Source organism: Arthrobacter sp. PAMC 25486 (genome assembly GCF_000785535.1).
Lineage (GTDB): Bacteria > Actinomycetota > Actinomycetes > Actinomycetales > Micrococcaceae > Specibacter.
In genome coordinates, this window is sequence record NZ_CP007595.1 from 2,600,036 (window position 1) to 2,623,873 (window position 23,838).

The 23,838-nt window shown below is 62.9% G+C and carries 24 protein-coding genes and 1 tRNA gene; 14 read left to right on the plus strand and 11 right to left on the minus strand.

Going from position 1 to position 23,838, the window contains the following annotated elements:
- Positions 1-18 precede the first annotated feature (18 nt).
- Positions 19-1,302, plus strand: a complete 1,284-nt coding sequence (locus art_RS11945) for a DUF445 domain-containing protein (protein ID WP_038469917.1) — start codon at positions 19-21, stop codon at positions 1,300-1,302.
- A 27-nt stretch (positions 1,303-1,329) separates the two neighbouring features.
- Here art_RS11945 and art_RS11950 read toward each other — a convergent pair whose 3' ends face one another.
- The 4 genes from art_RS11950 to art_RS11965 all read right to left on the minus strand — a co-directional run bounded on the left by art_RS11950 (position 1,330) and on the right by art_RS11965 (position 4,107).
- Positions 1,330-2,259, minus strand: a complete 930-nt coding sequence (locus art_RS11950) for a hypothetical protein (protein ID WP_216699532.1) — start codon at positions 2,257-2,259, stop codon at positions 1,330-1,332.
- Positions 2,260-2,372: 113 nt separating this feature from the next.
- On the minus strand, positions 2,373-2,714 hold the full coding sequence (locus art_RS11955; protein WP_038465189.1) for a hypothetical protein: 342 nt from the start codon (positions 2,712-2,714) through the stop codon (positions 2,373-2,375).
- Positions 2,715-2,847: 133 nt separating this feature from the next.
- Entirely contained in the window at positions 2,848-3,297 is a 450-nt protein-coding gene (locus tag art_RS11960; RefSeq protein WP_038465191.1) for a DUF2871 domain-containing protein, read from the minus strand.
- A gap of 168 nt (positions 3,298-3,465) precedes the next feature.
- Positions 3,466-4,107 carry an alpha/beta hydrolase gene (locus tag art_RS11965; protein ID WP_038465193.1) on the minus strand — a complete coding sequence of 214 codons (642 nt, stop codon included), beginning with the start codon at positions 4,105-4,107 and terminating at the stop codon, positions 3,466-3,468.
- A 284-nt stretch (positions 4,108-4,391) separates the two neighbouring features.
- On the opposite strand from art_RS11965, the gene art_RS11970 reads away from it, so the two are divergent.
- The 6 genes from art_RS11970 (at position 4,392) to art_RS11995 (ending at position 12,093) form a co-directional block, all read left to right on the plus strand.
- Positions 4,392-5,180: a DeoR/GlpR family DNA-binding transcription regulator gene (locus tag art_RS11970; RefSeq protein ID WP_038465195.1), complete on the plus strand. Its 789-nt coding sequence runs from the start codon at positions 4,392-4,394 to the stop codon at positions 5,178-5,180.
- On the plus strand, positions 5,177-6,139 hold the full coding sequence (locus tag art_RS11975; RefSeq protein WP_038465197.1) for a 1-phosphofructokinase family hexose kinase: 963 nt from the start codon (positions 5,177-5,179) through the stop codon (positions 6,137-6,139). The genes art_RS11970 and art_RS11975 overlap by 4 nt, the downstream gene beginning before the upstream one ends.
- Before the next feature lies 1 nt (position 6,140).
- Positions 6,141-8,198, plus strand: a complete 2,058-nt coding sequence (locus tag art_RS11980; RefSeq protein WP_038465199.1) for a fructose-specific PTS transporter subunit EIIC — start codon at positions 6,141-6,143, stop codon at positions 8,196-8,198.
- A gap of 29 nt (positions 8,199-8,227) precedes the next feature.
- Positions 8,228-9,940 (plus strand): phosphoenolpyruvate--protein phosphotransferase, encoded by a 1,713-nt coding sequence (locus art_RS11985; protein ID WP_038465201.1) that lies wholly within the window; start codon positions 8,228-8,230, stop codon positions 9,938-9,940.
- 33 nt (positions 9,941-9,973) lie between these two features.
- Positions 9,974-10,249: an HPr family phosphocarrier protein gene (locus art_RS11990; RefSeq protein ID WP_038465203.1), complete on the plus strand. Its 276-nt coding sequence runs from the start codon at positions 9,974-9,976 to the stop codon at positions 10,247-10,249.
- 236 nt (positions 10,250-10,485) lie between these two features.
- Positions 10,486-12,093 (plus strand): MFS transporter, encoded by a 1,608-nt coding sequence (locus tag art_RS11995; protein WP_052136369.1) that lies wholly within the window; start codon positions 10,486-10,488, stop codon positions 12,091-12,093.
- Positions 12,094-12,253: 160 nt separating this feature from the next.
- Here art_RS11995 and art_RS12000 read toward each other — a convergent pair whose 3' ends face one another.
- From art_RS12000 to art_RS12010, 3 genes are all read right to left on the minus strand, one after another.
- Entirely contained in the window at positions 12,254-13,015 is a 762-nt protein-coding gene (locus art_RS12000; protein WP_038465204.1) for an SDR family oxidoreductase, read from the minus strand.
- Complete coding sequence (locus tag art_RS12005) at positions 13,016-13,351, minus strand: GNAT family N-acetyltransferase (protein ID WP_038465206.1); 336 nt, start codon at positions 13,349-13,351, stop codon at positions 13,016-13,018.
- A 65-nt stretch (positions 13,352-13,416) separates the two neighbouring features.
- On the minus strand, positions 13,417-14,250 hold the full coding sequence (locus art_RS12010) for a hydroxymethylpyrimidine/phosphomethylpyrimidine kinase (protein WP_038465208.1): 834 nt from the start codon (positions 14,248-14,250) through the stop codon (positions 13,417-13,419).
- 101 nt (positions 14,251-14,351) lie between these two features.
- Between art_RS12010 and art_RS12015 the strand changes: the two genes are divergently transcribed.
- A complete protein-coding gene (locus art_RS12015; RefSeq protein ID WP_052136371.1) occupies positions 14,352-14,987 on the plus strand; it encodes a cysteine hydrolase in 636 nt (211 codons plus the stop codon).
- 110 nt (positions 14,988-15,097) lie between these two features.
- On the opposite strand, the gene art_RS12020 is transcribed toward art_RS12015, so the two are convergent.
- A tRNA-Lys gene (locus art_RS12020) sits at positions 15,098-15,170 on the minus strand.
- Positions 15,171-15,344: 174 nt separating this feature from the next.
- Here art_RS12020 and art_RS12025 point away from each other — a divergent pair.
- The 3 genes from art_RS12025 (at position 15,345) to art_RS12035 (ending at position 17,816) form a co-directional block, all read left to right on the plus strand.
- The gene (locus tag art_RS12025; RefSeq protein WP_038465210.1) at positions 15,345-15,992 is read left to right on the plus strand and encodes a hypothetical protein; all 648 of its coding nucleotides are present in this window, start codon (positions 15,345-15,347) and stop codon (positions 15,990-15,992) included.
- A gap of 190 nt (positions 15,993-16,182) precedes the next feature.
- A complete protein-coding gene (locus tag art_RS12030) occupies positions 16,183-16,803 on the plus strand; it encodes a DUF47 domain-containing protein (RefSeq protein WP_253901342.1) in 621 nt (206 codons plus the stop codon).
- A 2-nt stretch (positions 16,804-16,805) separates the two neighbouring features.
- Positions 16,806-17,816: an inorganic phosphate transporter gene (locus art_RS12035; RefSeq protein WP_038465212.1), complete on the plus strand. Its 1,011-nt coding sequence runs from the start codon at positions 16,806-16,808 to the stop codon at positions 17,814-17,816.
- A gap of 34 nt (positions 17,817-17,850) precedes the next feature.
- Here art_RS12035 and art_RS12040 read toward each other — a convergent pair whose 3' ends face one another.
- Positions 17,851-18,474: a TetR/AcrR family transcriptional regulator gene (locus art_RS12040; RefSeq protein ID WP_052136372.1), complete on the minus strand. Its 624-nt coding sequence runs from the start codon at positions 18,472-18,474 to the stop codon at positions 17,851-17,853.
- Between the two features lie 56 nt (positions 18,475-18,530).
- Here art_RS12040 and art_RS12045 point away from each other — a divergent pair, with 56 nt between their 5' ends.
- Positions 18,531-19,268, plus strand: a complete 738-nt coding sequence (locus tag art_RS12045; protein WP_038465214.1) for an SDR family oxidoreductase — start codon at positions 18,531-18,533, stop codon at positions 19,266-19,268.
- Positions 19,269-19,681: 413 nt separating this feature from the next.
- On the opposite strand, the gene art_RS12050 is transcribed toward art_RS12045, so the two are convergent.
- The gene (locus art_RS12050; protein ID WP_038469935.1) at positions 19,682-20,143 is read right to left on the minus strand and encodes a GNAT family N-acetyltransferase; all 462 of its coding nucleotides are present in this window, start codon (positions 20,141-20,143) and stop codon (positions 19,682-19,684) included.
- 1,517 nt (positions 20,144-21,660) lie between these two features.
- On the opposite strand from art_RS12050, the gene art_RS22585 reads away from it, so the two are divergent.
- The gene (locus art_RS22585; protein WP_173425234.1) at positions 21,661-22,161 is read left to right on the plus strand and encodes an alpha/beta fold hydrolase; all 501 of its coding nucleotides are present in this window, start codon (positions 21,661-21,663) and stop codon (positions 22,159-22,161) included.
- Positions 22,101-22,466, plus strand: a complete 366-nt coding sequence (locus art_RS22590; RefSeq protein WP_173425211.1) for an alpha/beta fold hydrolase — start codon at positions 22,101-22,103, stop codon at positions 22,464-22,466. Before art_RS22585 ends, art_RS22590 begins: the two co-directional genes overlap by 61 nt.
- Before the next feature lie 177 nt (positions 22,467-22,643).
- On the opposite strand, the gene art_RS12065 is transcribed toward art_RS22590, so the two are convergent.
- Entirely contained in the window at positions 22,644-23,750 is a 1,107-nt protein-coding gene (locus art_RS12065) for an AAA family ATPase (protein WP_038465217.1), read from the minus strand.
- Positions 23,751-23,838 lie beyond the last annotated feature (88 nt).

The following is a 23,838-nucleotide window of genomic DNA, read 5'->3' on the forward strand; positions in this document are numbered from 1 at the left end:
CCACGCTACGCTTACTTCATGGCGCAGACACAACAGCTTGACCCGTCCGGACTTCCACCGCACCCCGATGTTGCGAAGGCGGTGGCACTGCGGCGCATGAAGAACATTGCGTTGGGGCTGCTGGTGTTCATGGCGGTGGTTTTCTGCTTCGCTTTTGCCCTTGAACACAAATATCCGTGGCTGGCGTACGTCCGCGCGGCGGCCGAAGGCGGCATGGTGGGTGCCCTGGCAGACTGGTTCGCGGTGACGGCGCTGTTCCGTTACCCCATGGGCATCAAGATCCCGCACACGGCCATCATCCCCAACCGCAAGGACGAGATCGGGGAATCCCTGGCCGAGTTTGTGGAAACCAACTTCCTCTCCGAAGAAGTCGTTGCCCAGAAACTGGCATCCACGCAGATTGCCCAAAAAGCCGGGGCCTGGCTGGCCAAACCGGAAAGTGCCCAGCGCGTGGCCACCGAGGGTGCCGCCGCCATTCGCGGTGCCATGGCCGTGCTGAAGGACGACGACGTCAAGGACATCATCGAGTCCATGGTGCGCAAGCATGTCCTGGAACCACCGTGGGGCCCGCCCATCGGAAAACTCGCCGAGCGAATTTTTGCCGAAGGCCACCACCACTCCCTCGTTGACCTGCTCGTCGACAGGTCAACGACGTGGATTCGCGCCAACCACACCACCATCAGCGGACTCGTGGCCAATCGCTCACCCAGCTGGGTTCCCGGCTTCGTGGACGGCCTCGTCGGCGACAAGATCTACACCGAGTTCTACAAGTTCGCCCGCGCCGTGCAGGACGATCCCCAGCATGAGGTCCGCCTGCAGCTGGACAACTATTTGCAGGAACTGGCCCAGGAACTGCAGCACGACCCCGCCATGATCGCGAAGGCCGAGGGCATGAAGGCCCAGGTCCTGGGCGACCCGGAAGTCCGCGAACTGGCCGGGCGCACCTGGGAAACCATCAAGTCCGCACTGACGGACGCCGTCGAGGACCCCAACTCGGAACTCCGGCTCAAGTTCACTTCTGCCGTGCAGGAATTTGGTCTCCGCCTTACCACCGACGACGAGCTGGCAGCCAAGGCCAACAAGTGGATTTCGGACGCCGCCGCATATCTCGTCGGCACCTACAAACACGAGATCACATCCCTGATCACCGACACCGTGGAGCGCTGGGATGCTGCCGAAACCAGCCAGAAGATTGAGCTTCAGGTGGGCAAGGACCTGCAGTTCATCCGCATCAACGGCACGGTGGTCGGTTCGCTCGCCGGCGTCGCCATCTTCACGATCGCGACGCTGGTGTTCGGGTAGTTCGACGGTGCTCATTCCTGCGGCCCGTCAGCGCGGGCGTCGGGGAGCTTTCGGACCCTTCGGCGTCTTGACCTTCGCAGCCTTACCGGCCTTGGCGGGCTTGGCGGGCTTTCCCGGTTTCAGCGCCTTCACTTTCGCAGGCTTCGGCGCATTAAGTTCGGCGAGTAACAGCGGCGGGATTTCCAGGGGCGCCGGGCCGAAGGCCCGCTGGGCCGAGGCGATCACCGCCCTGCCCATCATGTAGTTGCCCACGCCGCCGACGGCTGCACCAATGCCGAACGGCAACGCCCTGCCAACAATTGAGGCGCTGCCCTTGACGGCCATCTTGCGCAGGAACATTTTTTGCATGGGCGCCACAAGGCCCTTGACGGAAGCCAGCGGCACATTCTTGCTAAACGTCTTGCCCCACGCCTGCATGGGTGTTTTGCCGTTGCCGAGAGCGTGCCCGGTCAAGCCGGCCAACATGGCCTGCCCCTCGTCGCCCAGAATAATGGCCATGACGGTGAGCTGGGCGCTTTCGGGATTCGCCAACCGCACACCGTGGAGTTCGGCGATGGATTGGGCGTACAAGGCGGTGGCTTCAAGGAAAACAACAGTGGCCGCTGCGGAAATCGACAGTGCGGCAACAGTTCCGACGCCGGGGATGATGGCGGTGGCACCGATGGCTGCACCGCCGGTTCCGACGCCGGAGAGGAAGTCGCGTTCGAGGCGCTGGCTCAGTTCAAAGGCGGTGGCGTTCGGGTAGCGCCGGCGCAGGCGGCGCAGGTTTGCCAGCACCAGGGGCCGCTGTACCTCGACGGCCCGCAGCAACATGCCATGGACCGCCGGCGTTGGGTTTCCGCGAGCATCAAATGCCGCACCGGCCGCCATTTCCACGGCAGGGTTGGCCCTGGCCGTGTTTTTGGCAAAGCCCGGGGCAGCGCCCATCCCCACATGATTGAGATCTTTGCGTGCCATTGACTCCCCTGCCGTGATCGTCACTCCAGCGTAACTCCCCAACCCGGGTGCAGCCCCGTCATTCACTGTGGGAATACCCATCCGGTGGTCAGCCCGCATGCTTCCGTGGCGCCCTAATATCGCAGACCTTCTGGAATGAGGGCCCGGCCGGCCGCCGTAAGGTCAAACATCAGTGTCATGACGGGCCCCAACGGATCCAGCGGATCGGGCTCAAGCCACAGGCACATCCTGGCTTCCAAAGCATCGTCCGTTTCCGGCCATTTCACCAAGCCGCATTCCCCGTAATCGCCCGCCACCAAATAACCCCTTCGGCAGTATTTCAGTGCCCAGGCAATGGAATCTTCCCGTGGATTTGGCGTGTGGGCTTTCCCGAGCTGCTCCTCGATCTGGCCAAACAGGATCCGCTCCAGCCACCCGAATGACAAGATCCAGACGTCGGTCTCCGACTCGTTCACACCGCTCTCCGTCCGGACTGGTGGCCGCCGGCGTTTCCAACGGCACCTGTCCGGCCAGCCTACGTCTCAGCGCCGGTGGGATCAGCCGGTGGAATCAGCCGGGGGAACCGCCCGTCCGCACCCGGCTGGAACCTCAGCCTGCGAGCGCTGAGGAGGCTCCGGCGTCGTGCTTCACAGAGGCACCAAACAGCCGGGTGCGCAGTGCCAGGAACAGCAGCACCATGGCCACGCTGAGCAGGATGTGGCCCAGGCCGGCGATTCCGGGGATGGCTGCGGAGACGTCGGTGGTGCCGTTGACCTGCAGGATGCCGTGGACCACCATGATGGCCGCGGTCAGGATCAGGCCGGCGTTGTACGTCCAGAAGAACCAGTTGAACAGGCGCGATTTAGACAGCGTGAACAGCTTTTCCAGGATGAGCACAATGAGCAGGACGATGAAGCCGAGCGTGAGCAGGTGCGTATGGACGACCGAGAGCTGGGTGAAGCCGGTGAAGTCCTTGCCCTTGGTGTACTCGCGGTAAAACAGGCCAGAGAGCACGCCAATGACCATGTACGCGAACGATGAGTAAAAGAGCTTCTTCATGGGATGTCCTTTGCTGGTGGGCCCCTGGTTGGGCTTTGCTTCCAGTCTACGGACGCGCACGACGCCGACCATCAACCTTTTGGTTGAATCGGCGGCGGCAGTTGGCTGCTTTGGCGACGAGCGGGCCGGGTTTCGCATCCCCGCGTCCGGGCGGGGGAATTCGGGCGGCTACCCCTTGGGCACGAAGGAGCCGGGCACGGTGGCTGTCAAAAATGATGAGACGTCGGCGAGCTCGGCGGCGCTGAAGTTGTGGCCCACGCCGTCGTAGCGGGCCTGTTGCAGATCGGTGTTGTGGGCCAGCCATTCGGCGGTGAATGCGATGGCGTCGGGGTTGATGACAAGGTCGGCGGTGCCGCGGGCCCAAAAGAACGGGAGCTTGCGGGCCAGCGGCTCCATGGCGGCGAGCAGTTCATTCTGGAGGGCGAATCCGGAGAGTCCAACGCCGGCCGTGAATTTGTCCGGGCGCAGCCGAATGAGAGTGGTGGCCATGGCCATGCCCTGCGAGAAGCCGAGGACGGAGACGGAGCTGAACTGGTGCTTGACCATCATGGTGTCCAGCCAGGCCAGCACTGCGGTGGTCGCGCCCACCACCTCGGCGAAGTCGTTGGCCAGGAAGTAGTCCAGGAGGAACCAACCGTAGTCACCGGAAATATCCAGCGGGGCGCGAGGTGCAGCACACACGAACCCCTGCGGCATGTCCTTGAACAGGGCGCTCATGCGGGACTCATCCGAGCCGTAACCGTGCAGCATGAGCAGCAGCGGCTTTCCCGCGCGTTCGTTTTCGGGGTGGGACCACGCAACAGTTTCCATGGGGCCAGACTACCCATTGGGGTGTGGCGGCTCGTGTCTCGGCGCCGGTTCACCCGCCGGGTGGCCGCCTGCAGTTTGGACGGCAGAATCGCGCTGAGTTGGGCAAAAGCCGGCGCCCGGAGCCCCCTGCCCACACCATCAATCTGTGTTTATGTGGGAATCGTCTTGACATTCAAAGATAAACACAGATAAAGTCAGCTGAAACAACTTCCTGTGACTCGCATCACGGGCATCGGCGCCGTCAGCGGATCATGCAGGCAGTCGCCACCATCGGAAGGAACGTCATGTTTGCGGAGGAACGCCATCTCAGGACCGCCGAACTCGTCAGCGCCCGGGGCCGGGTCGGCGTGAACGAACTGGCCGAACTGTTTTCCGTCACCCAGGAAACCGTCCGCCGCGACCTCGCCGCCCTTGAGGAAGCGGGCCAATTGCGCCGCGTCCACGGCGGCGCGGTTGGTACCGACCGGCTGACCCGCTCGGAGCTGAGCCTGACCGAGCGCCAAACCCAGCACCTGGATGAGAAGCAGCGCATCGCCACGGCTGCACTGGCACTCATCCCCCACGCACCGACGGCCTCGATCCTGTTGGACTCGGGCACCACCACGGCGGCTCTCGCCGAACGCCTGGACGACTGGATCCCCGCCAACGACGGCGACGAGCTGCTCGTCATCACCAACTCCCTCCCCACCGCCGCTTCGTTGAGCACCAACAAACACCTGCTGTTGGACATTGTCGGCGGACGTGTCAGGGGCTTGACCAGCGCAGTCGTGGGCGCCCGCGCCACGGAGCAGCTCGGTGCACTGCGCCCCGACATTGCCTTCATTGGCACCAACGGCATCCACGCCGGCTTCGGCTTGAGCACCCCCGACCCCGTCGAGGCGGCCACCAAGACCGCCATGGTCCGGGCCGCCCGGCAGGTCGTGGTCTTGGCTGACGCTTCCAAGCTCGGCGCCGAAACACTTGTCCGCTTTGCAACCCTTGAGGAGATCGACACGTTGATCACCACCGCCGAACCGTCTGCCGAACTTGCGGCAGCCCTGGCCGCTGCCGGCGTTGAGGTCGTGATCGCATGATCCTCACCCTGACCCCCAACCCAAGCCTGGACCGCACCATCGAGCTCCAGGCCCCTCTGGAACGCGGCGCGGTCCAGCGTGCAACCTCAGCCTCTCAGCACCCAGGCGGCAAGGGAGTGAACATTGTCCGTGCTTTGTCTGCTTCCGGCATTGAGTCGCTCGCGCTGTTGCCCGGGGACGCGGATGACGCCGTCGTCCGCGCCCTGGCCCTTGAAAACATCCCGCACCTCACCCTCCCCATCGGGGCGGCGCTGCGCAGCAACGTGGCCATCACCGAGCCCGACGGGACCACCACCAAGGTCAACGAGCCAGGCCCGGTGCTCACCGCCGCACAGCTTGCGGACCTGCTGGCGCTCACCGTGGAAAAGTCCGACGGCGCTTCCTGGCTCGTCCTTGCCGGCTCGCTGCCGCCCGGAGTCCCTGCAGATTTTTATGCCGTCGTCATCGATGCTGTGCGTGCCGCCTACGGAACGAAAGCCCCGAAGATCGCGGTTGACTCTTCCGGTGCACCGCTGCGCGAATGCCTGCGCTCGGCCCCGGACCTGCTCAAGCCCAACGGCGAAGAACTCGCCGAACTGACTGGCATTGCCGACGGACAGGCCATCGAGGCGGACCCCTCATTGGCAGCGGACGCATCCACGTCCCTCATCCATCGAGGTGTCGGCGCAGTCCTGGCCACGCTTGGTTCCAAGGGTGCCGTCCTGGTGAGCGCAAACGGCAGTTGGCACGGCCGCGGCCCTGCCATTGAAGCAAAAAGCACCGTCGGCGCGGGCGATTCCGCCTTGTCCGGATATCTGTTGAGCACACTCCGCGGGGACTCTCCCGAGGCGTGCCTGCAGCAAGCAGTGGCCCATGGGGCGGCCGCAGCTTCCCTCCCCGGAACCATGGTTCCCTCCCTCGCTCAAACAACCCCCACCGCCGTCACCGTGACGGCTCTGGCCTCAGTCGAAGAGATCTAACATGACCACCCTCATTAGCACCGATCTGGTGCTCCTTGACGCCAACCTTGGCATGGACACCACCTCCGTCATCCGCACCCTGGCCGAGCTCATTGCAAAGACCGGCCGGGCCTCCGAAGTTGCAGGATTGTTCGCCGATGCGCTGGCCCGCGAGCAAAAAACCGCCACCGGCGTCCCCGGCGGCATCGCCATCCCGCACTGCCGCTCCGAGGCGGTGCTTGAACCCACACTCGCCATGGCCCGTCTGAACCCTGCTGTCGACTTCGGTGCCAAAGACGGCCCGGCCGACATCATCTTCTTCATTGCGGCCCCGGCCGGCGCCGACAACGCCCACCTCAAGCTGCTCTCCAAGCTGGCCCGCTCCCTCATCAAGAAGGACTTCACGGCGGCCCTGCGCGCAGCAGCAACCCCGGCCGACATCGTCGCCCTCGTCGACGAAGCGCTGGCAGACAAACCCAAGCCGGCCACGGCAACAGCCGCACCTGCGGCGCAAGCCGATCCCGGCGCAGCCGCCGCCACACCCGAGCCGGCCCGCCGGAAGCGGATCGTTGCCGTGACGGCGTGTCCCACGGGAATCGCCCACACGTACATGGCCGCCGATTCGCTCGTCGCCGCAGCCGAGGAGGCCGGTGTTGACCTGCAGGTCGAGACGCAGGGCTCCGGCGCCGTGACACCGCTGGACCCGGCCGTCATTGCAGCAGCGGACGCCGTGATTTTTGCCGTCGACGTGGATGTGCGCGGCAAGGAGCGCTTTGCCGGCAAGCCCCTCGTCAGCTCGCCCGTGAAGCGCGGCATTGACGAACCCGCCAAGATGGTCCAGGAAGCTGTTGCCGCGTCGAACAACCCCAACGCGCACCGTGTGCCGCACTTCGGCGCAGAGGAAGCCGCCGACCAGAAGGCCGAATCCTCCAGTGAAAGCCTCGGCGCCAAGATCAAGAAGGTCCTGCTGACCGGCGTCAGCTACATGATCCCGTTCGTGGCCGGCGGCGGTTTGCTGATCGCCCTGGGCTTCCTGCTGGGCGGTTTCCTGATTCCGGACTTCGCGGACAAGATCCTGACAACCAACAGCCTGGCCAACCTGCCCACGGACTTCCCGGACCAGGCCCTGGGCCCGCTCGGTGCCTACCTTGGCGCCGTGGCGTTCACCATCGGCAACCTGTCCATGAGCTTCCTGGTCCCTGCGTTGGCGGGCTACATCGCGTTCGGCATCGCCGACCGACCCGGCATCGCCCCCGGCTTCACGGCCGGCGCGATTGCCGTGTTCATGGGTGCCGGTTTCCTGGGCGGGCTGGTGGGCGGCATCCTTGCCGGCCTCGCCGCCTACTGGATCGGCAGCTGGAAGGTGCCCCGCTGGCTGCGCGGCCTCATGCCCGTCGTGATCATCCCACTGTTGGGCTCCATCATCGCCTCCGGCGCCATGCTCCTCTTCCTGGGCGCGCCCATCGCCGCACTCTCCGACGGTTTGAACAGCTGGCTGACAGGCATGACCGGGGCATCCGCCGTCGCGCTTGGCATCATCCTGGGCCTGATGATGTGCTTTGACCTGGGCGGGCCTGTCAACAAGGTGGCCTACGCATTTGCGGTTGCCGGGCTCGGCGCGGGCAGCATTGCCGCCCAAGCGCCGTGGGAAATCATGGCCACTGTCATGGCTGCGGGTATGGTCCCGCCGCTGGCGATGGCGTTGGCCACCGTGCTCGATGCGAAGCGTTTCTCTCTTGCCGAGCGTGAAAACGGCAAGGCCGCCTGGCTGCTCGGCGCCTCGTTCATCACCGAAGGCGCCATCCCGTTCGCGGCCGCCGATCCCTTACGCGTCATCCCCGCCTCCATGCTGGGCGGCGCCGTGACAGGTGCCATGACCATGGCCTTCCACGTGACCTCGCAGGCACCCCACGGCGGCATCTTCGTCTTCTTCGCGATCGGCAACGTCGTCATGTTCGTAGTTTCCATCCTGGCGGGCACCGTCGTGGCCGGTTTCGCGGTTGTTGCACTCAAGCGCTGGGCCGTGCGCAAGCCCGTTGATACCCTTGCAGCAACGCAGCTTGCAAGCCAGGCCAGCTAAGTCCTGAAATGATTTTCGAAGGAGCACCCGTGCAAAACTTTGTTGGAGTTGGCGTCTTCCGGGGCCGTGTCATTGGCCCGGTCCGGCACATGCCGCCCGCGTTGGCCGAACCTCCCGTTGGTGAAAAGTTGGAAAGTTCGACGGCGCCCGAGACTGCCGCGGCATCCCTCAAGTCCGCCGGGGCAACAGTGAAAGCGCAGTTGCAGGAGCGTGCCGCACGCGCCGATGGTGCCGGCCGGGAAGTGCTGGAAGCCACGGCCCTGATGGCCACCGACCCCATGTTGATCAAGGCAGCCATCAAGCTGGTCAACACCGGCACCTCCGCCGAACGGGCCATCTGGGAGGCCGGCGACACAGTTGCGAACATGCTGGCGAACCTCGGCGGCATGATGGCCGAGCGTTCCCACGACGTCCTGGACGTCCGGTCCCGGATCGTGGCTGTGCTGCGCGGGGTGCCCGCCCCGGAAATCCCCGACTTCGCCGAGCCGTTCATCCTGGTGGCCGAGGACCTTGCCCCTGCCGACACGGCCACGCTTGACCCGTCAAAGGTCATTGCACTGGTCACGGCGGGCGGAGGCCCGCAGTCGCACACCGCCATCATTGCCCGCAGCCTGGGGCTGCCGGCCGTGGTTGCCGCGGTTGGCGTCTCCGGCATCGCCGACGGCGCACTCGTCTTCGTTGACGGCTCCGCCGGGGTTGTCAGCACCGAACCTGGCGACTCCGAACGTTCCGCCGTTGCCGTGTGGGAGGAAAAGTCTTCTTTACTCAGTGTCTTTGACGGTGAGGGGCAGCTTGCCGACGGCACGCTGATCCCGCTGCTGGCGAATGTGGGCGGGGCCAAGGATGCCGGTGAGGCGGCCGCTGCCAACGCCCAGGGCGTGGGCCTGCTGCGCACCGAATTTTGCTTCCTCGGCAACAGCACCGAGCCCGGTCACGACGACCAGGTGGCCGCCTACAAGGGTGTCTTTGACGCCTTCCCGGGCAAGAAGGTTGTGGTCCGCACCCTTGATGCCGGGGCTGACAAGCCGCTGCCGTTCCTCACGGATTCCACCGAGCCCAACCCCGCACTCGGTGTGCGCGGCTACCGCACCGACCTGACCACCCCGGGGGTGCTGGCCCGGCAGCTGGCCGCCATTGCCGCTGCGGCCGCTGCGGCTTCCGCCGAGGTGTGGGTCATGGCCCCGATGATTTCCACCTCTGCCGAGGCAGCAGACTTTGCCGCCCTGTGCACGGCCGCCGGCCTGCGCATCCCGGGTGTCATGGTGGAGGTGCCGTCCGCGGCCCTGACCGCACGGCACATCCTGGACCAGGTGGAGTTTGCCAGTCTCGGCACGAACGACCTCACCCAGTACGCCATGGCCGCGGACAGACAGCTGGGCACCCTGGCCGGCCTCAACGACCCCTGGCAGCCAGCCGTGCTGGCCCTTGTCCAGGCAACTGTTGAGGGCGCCATCTCACAGGCCAAGCACTCAGTCTCACTTGAGACGTCATCACCCAAGCCCGTGGGCGTGTGCGGCGAGTCGGCCGCGGACCCGGCCCTCGCCGTCGTCCTTGCCGGTTTGGGGGTCAGCACGCTGTCCATGACGCCGCGCGCCTTGCCGGCCGTGGCCGCTGTGCTGCGCACTGTCACCCTGGAGCAGGCCAGGGCTTTGGCGGACCGGGCCGTTGCCGCACCGTCCGCCGCCGAGGCCCGCAAGCTGGTCCGTGCCGGGCTGCCAGCCCTGGCCGAACTCGGCCTCTGATTTACCTTTTTTCGTACCTTTTAGGAGCACACCATGATTGAACGTACCGCCACCATTGCCAGCACCGTAGGGCTGCACGCCCGCCCGGCCTCGATCTTTGCCGAAGCCGCCGGTGAACTGGACGCGGAAGTGACCATTGCGCGTGCCGGCGAGGCCGTCGACGAAGCGGTGGACGCCGACAGCATGCTCGCACTCATGAGCCTTGGTGTGGAGCACGGCGAAGTCGTTGTCCTGCGCACCGAGGACGACTCCGCAGGCGAGGCCTTGGACGCACTGGTCCGCATCCTGGAGACCAACCACGACGCCTGACTCCGCTTCCCGCACGGGAACCGGATGCGCCGTTTAAGGTGTCGCAATCAACCGAAAAAGAAGTGCACGAAACCCCGCAGGGAAGGCAGTTCCAGGCCTTCTCCTGCGGGGTTTTTGCGTCATTGACAAGAACCCCGCCCAGGGCGGAAAATGGCCCGTCTGCTAGAATCTAAGGTCTGCCCGTAGCGATGCAGCAGAAAGTCGCAAGCAAATGGATTCCTTAAGGGGATAAACAAATGCCCATAGACCGAAGCATGACTCAACCGGAAACAGGTGTTAAGGACACCGCAGAACGCTCGCAACCCCGGCTCAAAAAGCCCCGTTTGCCCAAACTCAAAAAACGCAGATTGGGCATCGACGACGTAAATGTTGTTGATGCCCCAATGCTCAAAAAAGCACTTAGTGGCACCGTTGTCGGAAACACCATGGAATGGTACGACGTCGGTGTCTTTGGATACCTGATCGCCACCATGGGCCCGGTGTTCCTGCCGGATTCGGACCCTGACGTACAGACCCTGTTCCTCCTGGGCACCTTTGCCGCAACCTTCCTGGCCCGCCCGCTCGGTGGCGTTGTGTTTGGTTGGATGGGTGACAAAATTGGGCGGCAGAAGGTGCTGGCCATGACGCTGATCGTCATGGCCGCGTCGACGTTCGCCGTTGGGCTTCTGCCCGGGTACGCACAAATAGGCATTTGGGCTGCCGTGCTTCTTGTGGTGGTCAAGCTCGTTCAGGGCTTCTCCACCGGCGGCGAGTATGCCGGCGCCACCACCTTCGTCAGCGAATACGCCCCGGACAAACGCCGCGGCTACTTCGCCAGCATCCTCGACCTGGGCAGCTACATGGGCTTCGCCATCGGTGCCGCGCTAGTCTCTGTGCTGCAGCTGACCCTTGGCCAGGAGGCCATGGAACAGTGGGGCTGGCGCCTGCCCTTCCTGGTCGCGGGACCCTTGGGTCTCGTTGCTGTGTACTTCCGCATGAAGATCGAGGAGTCTCCCCAGTTCCAAGCCACCTTGGACGCCAACGAAGAGAAGTCCAAGTCTGCTGCCGCCGGTGACGAGGACACTTCAAACGGTCCTGTCCACCTGGTCAAGGTGTACTGGCGGCAAGTCCTGCTCGCCATGATTCTTGTGGCAGCAGCCAATACCGCGGGCTACGCACTCACGTCCTACATGCCAACATATTTGACCGATTCCATGGGTTATGACCCGGTGCACGGAACCATACTTACCATCCCCATTCTGGTCGCCATGGCCGTGTGCATACCACTGGCCGGACGCCTCTCCGACAGGATCGGCCGCCGCCCCGTGTTGTGGGTCGGCGCGATAAGTACAGTGGTGCTGGCCACCCCGGCCTTCATGCTTATCGGCGTAGGTCCCGTCTGGACCACATTGCTGGGGCTTGCGCTGATCGCTTTCCCCGTCACGTTCTACGTGTCAAACCTGGCCTCGGCACTGCCGGCATTGTTCCCGACGTCCAGCCGCTACGGCGGGATGGGCATCTCCTACAACTTTGCCGTAGCGATCTTTGGCGGCACCGCCCCCTTCATCATGAAGGGCCTGATCACCCTCACCGGCAATCAGATGATGCCTGCCTACTATCTGATGCTGACTTCCGCCATTGGCGCAGTGGGCATCTATTTCCTGCGGGAATCTTCCCAGAAGCCGCTACCCGGCTCCATGCCAAGCGTATCGACGGAGGAAGAGGCTCGGGAGCTGGTGGCGACCCAGGACCAAAATCCGCTGCTGGACATGGACTATCTGCCCTTTGACGACTCCTACGAGCCGCCAACCCCGGGCACCGGAATCCCCATCACAGTGGGCCGCCCGGAATCCATCGACGCCTAGCGCAGGCGGTCCCCACGCGGGTTTCGGTGGGCCCACACGCCCGAGGGACCCAGATCAGAGACGCGCCAGCGATTTTCGGGCCGGCAAGTGGTGGGCCCACACGCCCGAGGGACCCAGATCAGAGACGCGCCAGCGGATCTGATTTGGGAGGGTGTGGGGACTAGCGGCCGCGATTGCCTGCGGCCGCGGACAGCCTGTCAGGGATGAACTTAGTGGCTGCCATGAGCACCCGATATCGCCTGGACGGGACGGATACGGCCTTGCCTGCTGCGTTGTCGGCCAGGCCCTCGCGCACCACCTGCTCGGCGTCCAGCCACATCCACGGCTTCACGCCTTTCATGTCCGCGCCCATGCGCTGGTGGAACTCGGTGTGCACAAAGCCGGGGCACACAGCCGTCACGTTGACCCCGCGCGGGCCGTACCGCAGGTTGGCGAAGCGGCTGAAGCTGACACCCCACGCCTTGGCGGCGCCGTACGTGCCACGCGGGATGAACGCCGAGACACTTGAGACGTTGATGATGCGCCCGCTGCCGCGCTCCAGCATCCCCGGCAGCACGGCGTGTGTGAGCTCCATGGGCGTCTGGGCCAGGATCCGCAGGTGCGCGGCCTCGTCCTCCACCGTGTTCTTCTCAAAGGCCTTCACAAGCGAGAACCCGGCATTGTTGACCAAGACCGAGACGGGGACGGCAGGGTCCGCCAGCCGGGCACTGACGGAAGCAACGCCGTCGTCCGTAATCAAGTCCGCCGGCAGGATCGCAACGTCAATGCCAAAGTCGTTGCGCAGCCGGACGGCCTTGACCTCAAGCCGGGCGGCGTCACGGGCAACCAGCACCAAATCATGCTGGGCGCGGCCGAGCTGCTGGGCAAACTCGGCACCGAGCCCGGAAGTGGCGCCAGTGATCAGCGCAACGGGGCGGTCCATCTACGCGTCCTCGGGGAAGTCCGTGTACTGCAGGTACGGGTCCGGATGCTTCTCCAGGAACCGGGCCACGTAGCTGCAATGCGGGATGATGCGCTTGCCGGAGGCCACCACGTCGTCGAGCGCGTAGCGGGCCAGCACCTTGGCCAGCCCGCGCCCCTCAAAGCCGGGCTGGCCAATGGTGTGGACAAGGTCGATGTGCCCCGGCAGGTCCTTGAACGTGATGATCACTGCCAGTTCCTCCGCAGCATAGAGCTCGTAGCGGTGCCGGGCATCGTTGCGGGTCATGCGCACGGTTGCGTCGAAGGGGTCGGATTCCAAGGCTTCATTGACACTCATAAAGTGAGCTTGGCACACTGGGCTGGCGCTGGCAACAGTGTCCCGGCTGCGGGTTCCGGGGGCCGTTATGCGCGGGCGCCGCCCTGCCAGAGGGCAGTGAACGGCGCACCCGAGGCAACACGGTTCTTGATGCCTGCGGTGACAAAAGCCTTGGCCGTGCGGGCGGCCTCCAACGGTGTTGCCCCCTTGGCCAGCTCGGCGGTCACGGCTGCGGCCAGTGAACAGCCTGCACCGGAGACAGCCACCTCGCCAACCTTCGGTGCAGAGAGGACCTCAAGGGTCACCCCATCAAAGAAGACGTCGACGGCGTCTGCCCCAATCAGGCGCACCCCGCCCTTGGCGAGGACTGCTGCGCCGCTGATCTCGTGGATCTTGCGGGCGGCCGCCTTCAGGTCCTCAACATTGTTGATGGTCATCCCGGAGAGCGATTCGGCCTCAAAATGATTGGGTGTGACGAACGTGGCCAGCGGCAGGAGCTGAGCCTTCAACGCCTGGTCGGTGTCCAGTGCGTGGCCGGGCTCCTGGCCCTTGCAGATCAGCACCGGGTCAAGCACCACATTCTTGAACGCGGCAGCCTGCAGTGCGGTTTCCACGGTGTTGATGGTGGCGGGGCTGCCCATCATGCCTATCTTGACCGTGTCCAACGTGGTGGGTGCGCCGGAGTTTTTGCCGTAGGCCGCCGTCGTGGCCTCCAGCTGGTCCGCAATGACCTGCTGGTCCACAGGCACGAAACGGTGGTTCCAGTTGTCCTTGGGATCAAAGGAGACGATGCAGGTCAGGTTCACAATGCCGAAAACGCCCAGCTCCTGGAACGTTTTGAGGTCGGCCTGGGCACCGGCACCGCCAGTCGCTTCGGATCCGGCGATGGTCAGGGCAAGTGCGGGGGCGTTTGTTGTCATGGAACTATCTTGCCACCTTGGACGGCCCTACCAATGTCCATCCGGCGGCGGTAGATTCAGCCTTGTCTGGGATTCCTTCCCCCAACCCAAGGAGCAACGCCGTGGATACTGATTCAACAGCTGTGGTTTTCATTGAGTTTCAAAACGATTTCACCTCCGAGGGCGGGGTCCTGCACGGCGCCGTCAAGGACTCCATGGAGGCCAACGCCACCTTGGACAACGCAGAGAAGGTGCTCGCCGCCGCCCGTGCGGCAGGGGCCACCGTCATCCACTCCCCCATCAGCTTTGCGCCCGGCTACAACGAAATTTCCAAGCACCCCTACGGCATCCTCAAGGGCGTGGTAGACGCCACGGCGTTCGTGAAGGGCGCGTGGGGTGCCAAAATCATGGACAGGTTTGCCCCGGCGGAGTCCGACATTGTCATTGAAGGCAAGCGTGGCCTGGACGCGTTTGGCAGCACCAACCTTGACTTCATCCTGCGCGCCAAGGGCATCAAGACCGTGGCACTGGCGGGGTTTCTGACCAACTGTTGTGTGGAATCCACCATGCGCACCGCGTATGAACGCGGCTACAACGTGGTGACCCTGACCGATGCCGTGGCTGCCACGAGCGTGGAGGAGGGCGAGTCGGCGGTGAAGTTTGATTATCCAATGTTCTCAACTCCCACCACCTCGGATGAATTCATCGCGGCGCTGGAATCATCTTCCACGTTGGAGGACTCCTCCCGGGGGTACTGACGCGCCGGCCCGGCCAACTCCCACCAAGAACAAAAAATGCCGCCGTTTGACACATTTTCCACAGATCAAACTGTGGCAAATGCGTCAAACGGCGGCATTCTTGTGGTCGGTGGGCCCTGCGGGGCTCGAACCCGCGACCCACGGATTAAAAGTCCGATGCTCTACCAACTGAGCTAAAGGCCCGACCTAAACGACAACCCGTACAACGATGAAACCATCCCTGCAAAAGTTGACGCATATCAGACTACCGCACGGCATGCACCAGAATGCAATTTGACCACGGACCCCAACACCAGGATTCAGTGCAATGACGCGGCCTCCCTCGACCGCACCGGGCAGCAGGGGTAGTGTCGTGTCATGAATGATCGACCAGTCAACAACGCTCCCCGACCGCACAAGCCGGTGCCGTTTGCACCGGCTGACTTTGAGCCGTTTGCTGGTGGCATCGATCCGGCGCGCGTTTCCGAAGCAGCACACCTTGCTGCCCGGGCCTTGGTCCACGGCGGCCGTGAAAGCAACGACCCCGAGGTGACCAAGCGGCTGGTGAAGCTTGCCGACAAGCAGGGCCTTGAAGCCATCGCCGAGATGTGGGCAGCCAGCCCGGCCCGCTCCCTCCCCGGCGCCCTGTGGCGTCTGTACGCATTGCGTGCAGCCACCTTGCAGGACCCCGAGGGCATCAGCGTGTTCTTCCGTGCGGGCCAGCAAAAGGCACAGGTGGCCACCGCCGTGGCCGGTGTGGCCGAGCCTCCCGGAGCCGAGGAAATCACTGCCATGGCGAACGCCATTCTCTCTGGCGCGTTCGACGGCGACTTCGACGTTGCGCTTGAACGCTCGGCCGCGTTTTGCCGGGTCATTGCGTTGGGCCAGGCCACACTCGCTGAGGAACGTGTTGCCGCTCACGCCGAGCACTCGGCAGCGTTGACAAAGAAGGCCCACCAATTGGTGCGCACGGCCGAGGATCTAGAGGGTGCCGCCAAGTCGTGGCGCAAGGGCGAACTCGACTGAGAAACTGGGCCCCGGTTGACACTGGGGTCAGGACGTAGAAGACTGAAAGCGGTGTCGAACCGTGGAACCCCCGGGCTCCATTTTATAGCCGCCTAGAGCGGCCCAGTGCCGAGAGGCGCTCCCGGTTCGACACCACTTTTATGCCCTGAGAGTCCCGGAACCCGATGGGATCCGCCAACGAAAAGGCTGCATGGTGAAGCTTCGACTTTTCCCCCAGGAGACCGCCGGGCTGCAGGTCCTGGCCAACATGGCAGAGCAGATTCTGGCCGGCACACACACCCTTGCAGAGATGCTCGGCGCCGGACGAGGAAACTTCGGGGCACTGACGGAATCACTGCGCCAGCACGAAGCCGCCTCAACGGCGGATTTCGCCACACTCTTGACAGGCATGCGCACCAGCTTCATCAACCCGCTGCCGCGCGAAGACCTTTACGCGTTGGGCCAGCTCCTCAATGAAACCAGCGAAATCCTTGCAGGTGCCGGGGAAGTCATCGAGCTGTACACCCTTGACCGCATCCCCAACCGGGTCAGTGACCAGCTGGAAATCCTGTCCCGCCAGGCGGAGCTGACCACCGGGGCCATGAAGTCCCTCAACGACCTCGACAGCCTAGAGGACTATTGGCTTGAGGTGCTGCGCCTGGCCAAACGTGCCGATCACACCCACAGGATAGTTGTCGCCGAACTGCTGGAGGCCCACAGCCCCACAACCTTCGCCAAGTACAAGACCCTCGCCGACCAATTCGCGGCCGCCAGCGGACAAATGCGTGCCGTCGCCATACAGGTGGGCAGCCTCATCGTTAAGGAATCCTAGGCTTGGTCGCCTTCCTGCTCGGTGCCGTGCTCGTCACGGCGGCGGTCTTCGCATTCCTGAACGGTTTCCGCGATGCCTCCTCCGCCGTCGCACTTTCGGTCCGGACCCGTGCACTGACACCCTCCATCGCGGTCCTGCTCGCGGCCCTGTTCAACTGTCTCGGCGCCCTGGCGAGTGTGGCGCTGACCGCCGCGTTCGCAGAGAAGCTGTTCACGGTGCCGCCTGGCAAGAACGGGCTGATTCTGCTGCTGGCGTCGCTGATCGGGGCGTGCCTGTGGGGCATTTACCTGTGGTGGCGCGGCTATCCGTCCTCGTCCACGCATGCGTTGATAAGCGCCTTGGTGGGTGCTTCACTCGGTTCGGCCATGATGGGCCAATCGCCGCTGGAGGGGATCAACACCACCATGTTGACGCTGGTGCTGCTGCCATTGCTGGTTTCGCCGATCGTGGCTTTTGTGTTGGGATTCGCCGCGGTCTATCCCACGTCGTGGGCCGCGCGGAACACCGCACCCAACAGCGTGAACCGGCGCACCCGCCAGTTGCAGTCCGTGGCGGGGGCTGCTGTGGCCTTTGGGCATGGTTTGCAAGATGGCCAGCGCACGACGGCGGTTGTCCTGTTTGCGCTGATAGCAGCCGGCACGATTGGGGCTGGGGAGATACCCTTGTGGGTGCCCATATTTACTGCTGTGATGCTTACGGCTGGCACTCTTTGGGGCGGCTGGCGCATCTCCTACACTTTGGGACACCGGCTGGTTCGGATTGACCCCATGCGCGGTTTTGTGGCCCAGCTGGTGGGTGCCGCCTTGCTGTTTTTTGGTGCGTTCGGCCTTCACATGCCGTTGTCCACCACCCATACCGTCACAGCGGCCACGGTGGGGGCCGGGGCCAACCAGCGCTTCTCCTCAACCAATGGGCGGGTACTGATTCGGATCGCCGGCGCCTGGGTTGTCACCCCGGTTGTATGTGTTGCCTTGGGAGCGCTGTTCTTCCTGGCACTGTCACCCCTGGCGTAGCCTCTGTTCCGCCAGTCGTCGTGCGTGGATCGGGTCAGCGCGGCGCCGGGAACGCTCCGTGGAGTGCGTTGCGGACGAGCTCGTCGGCGAACTCGACGGTGAGGGGCTCGTCGGGGATGACGAGGCGGTGGTAGCAAGCGCCCCAGAGTTGGTCGACGATGACATCCAGGGAGAAGCCGCCGCGGAGCTGGCCGCGGTCCCGCGCCCGCTGCAGCGCCGCAATCGCCAGGTCCCGCCGCGGACGTGAGTAGGCCGCCGAGAATGCCGCCCGCAGTGCCGGGTCGGTTTGCGAGGCGCCGATCAATTCCGCAATGACGGTGCCGGCGCCCTCCTCGGCCAGGAGGTGCACGAACGCGCGCAATTGGGTGCGCAGGTCCGCCTCGATGTCGCCGGTGTCAGGGAACTCAAGCGTGTGCTCCACGCGGTTGAAGTAGGCTTCTGCGGCGAGCGCCCCGGCGCTGGGCCACCACTTGTAGAGGGTCGTCTTGCTAGAGCCTGCGAGTGCGGCCACCTTGTCGAACGTGACGGCGGGCAGGCCCTGCTCGAACAGCAGCTCGGCAGCTGCGGCAACCACCCTGCCCCGTACTTCCGCGGCGGGTCGCCGGCCCCTCCCGCGCCGTTCCGGCAGGGCCTCACCGGACAAAGTTTTTATGGACATGTTGTTCATTATGACATAGCGTAAATGGTGTACAACTTGTTCATATAGGAGTTTTCATGGAAAGCAACCAGACCCGCAGCGCGATCGTGACCGGCACCTCCGGTGGCATAGGCCGCGCCGTGGCCCAACGCCTCGCCGCCGACGGCTTTGCCATCACTGCCCACTACGGCGGAAACCGCGGGCGGGCGGAAGACGTGGTGGATGAGGTCCGCGCGGCGGGCGGCCAGGCGATCGCCGTCGGCGGGGACGCTGCGGACGAGTCCGCCATGGACAAACTTTTCGGGGCTGCAGAAGAGGCGTTCGGCGGGGTCGACGTCGTCGTGCACACCGCGGGCATCATGCCGCTGGCGCCGTTGACCGAGCTGGACCTGGCGGTTTTTGACCAGGTGCAGCGCACAAACGTCAGGGGCACCGCCGTCGTCGCCCAGCAGGCAGCCCGTCGGGTTCGGGCGGGCGGGGCGATAGTCCTGTTCTCCACCAGCATCACCCGGCTCCAGTCGCCGGGCTACGCAGCGTACGCGATGTCGAAGGGCGCTGTCGAGGCGCTCACCCTGGTCCTGGCGCGCGAGTTGCGCGGCCGCGACGTCACCGTCAACACGGTGGCGCCGGGCCCCACAGACACGCCGCTGTTCCGTGAGGGAAAGCCTGCGCAGCTCATCGAAACCATTGCGGGGCTCAACCCCATGGGCCGGCTCGGCACGGCGGAGGACATTGCCGGGGTCGTCTCGGCGCTGGCCGGAACTGCCCGCTGGGTCAACGGCCAGGTAATCTACGCCAACGGCGGCGCGGCCTGAGCGGCGGGCCGGCCGCACACCGGTTCTCCCGGCGTGGCCATCACCAGCGGATTGTTTTGCCTGCGACGACGCTCGGCCCGTGAGACCGAAATTCTCAGTTTTGTGTCACTTTCCTACAGGCAGTTTGCCGTTGATGAAGATGACAGCGCTCCGTCCCTAGTACGACAACTAAACTCTCTGTATCCATCAGGCATTGGTGAGCACCGACCCAGCGATTGTCGGAGCCAGAAGAATGACCTCACATGAACAGAAGTCCTGTCCCGTATAGGGTCCCTTCACCGGGCAATTTTGCGGGCGGGGTATACGGGAATCCGGCGACCGCGGAAGCACGCGGACTGTCGTTCCGGGTATCCTTGATGGCGGTTGGACCGGCCATGGACCGGCTTGCGGGACGACATTCAGGTGAGTGACTGTTAACTTTGTGGTTGATATGCCTGTGCAGGTGCGAGGTGCAGGTGCAGAAGCGGGAACGCGCGGCCTTCACCGTCGGTTTCGGACCGACCTATCTCAGTGAATCCTTTTGCGGCGTAAAAGTTTCGTCCCGATGGATTCTGTTCGTTGACATCGACTCGTATGGACTCCCGGCCAGTGACGACAGAAGCAAGTAGGGCACTTCCGATCCCACGGCCCTGCGCAAGCGCATCAACAAACAGCATCTCCACTGTGTCATTCTCGATCGCGATGAACCCTATGAGTTGCCCACCTTCTTCGGCAACGCGCAGGTCGGACATCTGCGGCAAATATGTTGCTACGTCCTGCTCAATGGCATCGACATCCGCTGGCGTCAAGAACTCGTGTGTTGCCTCTACAGAGCGCCGCCAGATCTCGAGTAGTGCAGAGTAGTCGGTATCGATAGCTGCGCGGATAGAAATCATGGCATCACCGTAATATGCCGCGGATGCCCGAAGCAATTCAGGCGCCAGAGCCTCTTGGTCCCGAAAGTAGCCCGTTGAGCACCCTCGGATGGAAATGTGCACCTCGCAGAGGGTTCCCGTTACGAACACTGTGTTAGCGGGTCCACGGTAGGAAACTCATGAGCTGGTTATTTATGGGTCATCAGCAAGCGCGCGTCAAAGATACTTACCAAGGATTGGGCGAACTCAGCTTCCGACCCCTCGATTCCCTCGCCTCCAGGACCATAACTGATCCCGGTTCCTGACTCATTAAGTTCGCAGTCGACGTCAAGGGCACGTAGGAGCGAAAAGAGCCTAGAAATTCCCTCTGTCTCTGATATGTCTCGCAGTTTTGGAACATTAACGGTGAGCGTTTTAATGGTCAGATCGTTGTTCTCGTTGTTTTCGATGATTTGCCTCGGTTTCTCAGTAATTCGACCCTGATGAACCCTGAATTTATCACCCTCGTTGACCAGTGGCCGGTAGCTAAGCCGGTCCGGTTCTCCGATTTCAGCTACCTTGGTCAAAGAGCTGCCCCGTAAACCGTTCCCCATCTGCGACGGTCAATATCTATCTGGCAATCCGGTCAAGCGCAGTTTACCGCCGGGACTGTCTTGGTCGGGTCATGGCGATAACTAGAACGACGATTCCCGCAACTATTAGGATCCATCCCAGTATGCCGAGATTGGTGAACGTAACCACAATCGCTCCGGCAACTAGCAGCGCAATGGATAAAGCCCGGACCGACAGCGCAACTCTAGTCATCATGCAACCCACTCTACGGTCACAGGAGAAGCTCATCGAGGCAGATGCCTTCGCATCTAAGAAACCGTGCTCATGAAGTAACTCCTGCCAACGTCGCTTCAGAGCTTCGAACAATATTCACCGTCCCGGTAGAGGTTCCCCTTCGGAATGCCGCTACGTGCCCCAGATTGGCACATTCATTGCAAACGCCCCGTGCAACTGTTGACATGAGGGTAGTGCCGCCCTCGGTGCAATCCATCTGCAGGGGCGAGCCACCACGCTTTCTTCAAGCAAAGAGGCCTTCTCAGAGGTGCAACACCTGACCAACCACTGCGACCGCAATGACAATGAGCGCTATAGGAACCAGGCGAAGCCACCACCGGCCGGACCATGGCCGTGGCCGATTGCGTGTAGCCTCTTCAGATTCTGTGATGCCTATGAAGTCGGTGATTCGGCGCCAGCGCCGCAGTTCGGTTGCCATATTGGAAAGTATTGCACTCGGCAGCCCGAGTGTGCAGCCGCTCCCCATCGTCAAAACGGCCGGCTGCCCGTTTGAGCGAAGAGGCTGGGACCTCTCGCGTTTCACTTGGGCGACGAGATTCAAAGTTCCTCGACTTCTCAGCTATGCATCTGAGGCGTGCGCGGAGGGCTATGCATCTGAGGCGTGCGCGGAGGCTACCGAGATAGCGTCCCGCAGGATGTTCCACGTATGGGATTTATTGATGAACACAGATGTCCGCACGTAGCCTTGTGCAATGGCATTTCACCAGGGCACCCTCGAAGGATCCACTATCGATGTGGGAACGGGCGTGCGTATCAACTATTTTGATTCGGGTGGCGATGGCTCTCCCGTGGTCATTTTGCATGGGCTTGCGGGCAGCGCCAGGGAGTTCTTCCCGACTGCGGATGCGCTCCCTGATTTTCGGACCATCCTCATTGACCTCCGCGGCCATGGGCGAAGCACTCGAAGCCCGAGTGATCTATCTAGGAAAGCCTTCGTTGACGATGTCGTTTACGTGATTAAGGCTGTCGTGGGTGGACCTGTGACGCTTGTCGGGCAGTCCATGGGCGGGCACACGGCAATGCTCGTCGCGGCAGCCCGGTCAGATCTTGTCACTAGGCTGGTGCTACTGGAAACCGGCCCCGGTAGTGGCACGCACACCCAGAACGAGGCCATGGGTGACTTCTTTCGTTCGTGGGCATTGCCTTCCCGAATCGTGAGGTTGCCCGCGCGCATATTGGCGATGGTCCACTAGAACAAGCGTGGGTGGATGATCTTGAACAATGCAGCGATGGCCTGTGGCCACGGTTCGATGCTGACGTCATGGTCGCGGCAATCAACGCGGTATCGGAGCCGAGGTGGCACGAATGGGAGAGCGTAGAAGGACCAACGCTCGTCGCGTACGGAGAGAACGGAATGTTCACCCCCGATGAGAAATCTGAATTTGTCAGACGGGGGCGCAATGCCGTACGAATCGACCTCGCTGGAGCCTCCCATGACGCACACCTTGACGCCTTCGAAGACTGGATCGCGGCGTTACGATCGTTTCTATTGCCCTAAATGTCTCGCAGAGCGTTACGCTAACGACACAGTGATACTTCTTCGACCACTAAAGCCTGCAATCTTCGGAAGAAGCACCCATCGTGGGTCTGAACTGAGGCCTAAACTTAGGGCTTTTCGTGCTTCTCCCTAGAGGGCAAAGGGCGGTTGTCATTGATTACTTGCAGCCTTATAGCATCAAATTCCGGCGATATACTCACGCAAGCCGGGGATGGCGAAGTCAATCACTCCACGGCCTGCGGGTTGGACGAGCCCAGCGTCGATGAGCCGGGCTCGGTAGTTGCCGATGGTATTTTTTGCGTCTCCGAGGCGCCTGCCGATATCAGCCGTGTTCGATGGCCCATCATCTTCAGACATTGCCTGTAAGAACTCGATATCCTTGGGCGATGCCGTGGCCAATGCCGCAGCTAGGACTACGCGAGTGTTTTTCCGGTGTGCGGCACCTAAAGCCAGATCAACGCCTGCTGCTGTCAGCGGGGCTTCTGTGGACTCCGCTATCTGCCATAAGTGGTATCCCACCAGTTGTATGAGGAATGGGTAGCCTCCGGTTGATTCGGCTGCTTTCCGAATGAGTTTCGACGAAATTGGGTGTTCTAGGCTTGCAAACGTTTCTAGGTAAGATTCTTCAACCTCGCGGATTGCCGCGGCATGCAAGTCAATTCGGTCGGCTCTGCGGAGGAATGTTGCGACGCCCTCATTGAGCAGATCGGAGACGGCGGCGGGCAGGCCTGCAAACAATAGAGCAATTGGCAGTCCTTGGCGGATAAAGTGCTGAACGAAGGCGGCCAGTTGTGCAAGTTCATCACGGTTGGCGCCGTGAATCTCGTCTAGGGTGATAGCCAACCCGGTGCGCTTCTCATCCAGCAATTGCAACAGTTGCTCTCCCAATTGCCTCCATCCCAATTGCTGCGCCGGAGGCAACTGAGCAGTGATCGAGAAGCCTGCGGCTCCGATGCCCGTAATTCGACGGCCCTTCGGCCCTTCTCCCAGCTCTTCAGCCGCTGAACGCATGGCTTCTCCTATTCGCCCCAAGAAACCTGTCGTTGCAGTCTCCGAGACCACCAGCCATCCTTGGGCACGCGCGATATCTTCAGCCTCGCCGAGCATGACGGTCTTGCCGATACCGCGGGCTCCGGTGAAAATAGTGAGCAAGCCAGGGGCCCCGGATCGGATCTGCAGACCGTAGGAGAACTCGTCCAGCAGTCCGGTTCGACCGATGAGCTGTGGTGGCTCGGCTCCTGCCGTGGGACGGAAAGGATTCTGAGTTATTTGCTGACTGGTCACGACTTCTCCTGTGAATAGTTGTGTACTCAGTGTACTCCTGTGTACCTGATGAATGAGGGTGTACTGATCGGTGCTATCGGTGAGTTTT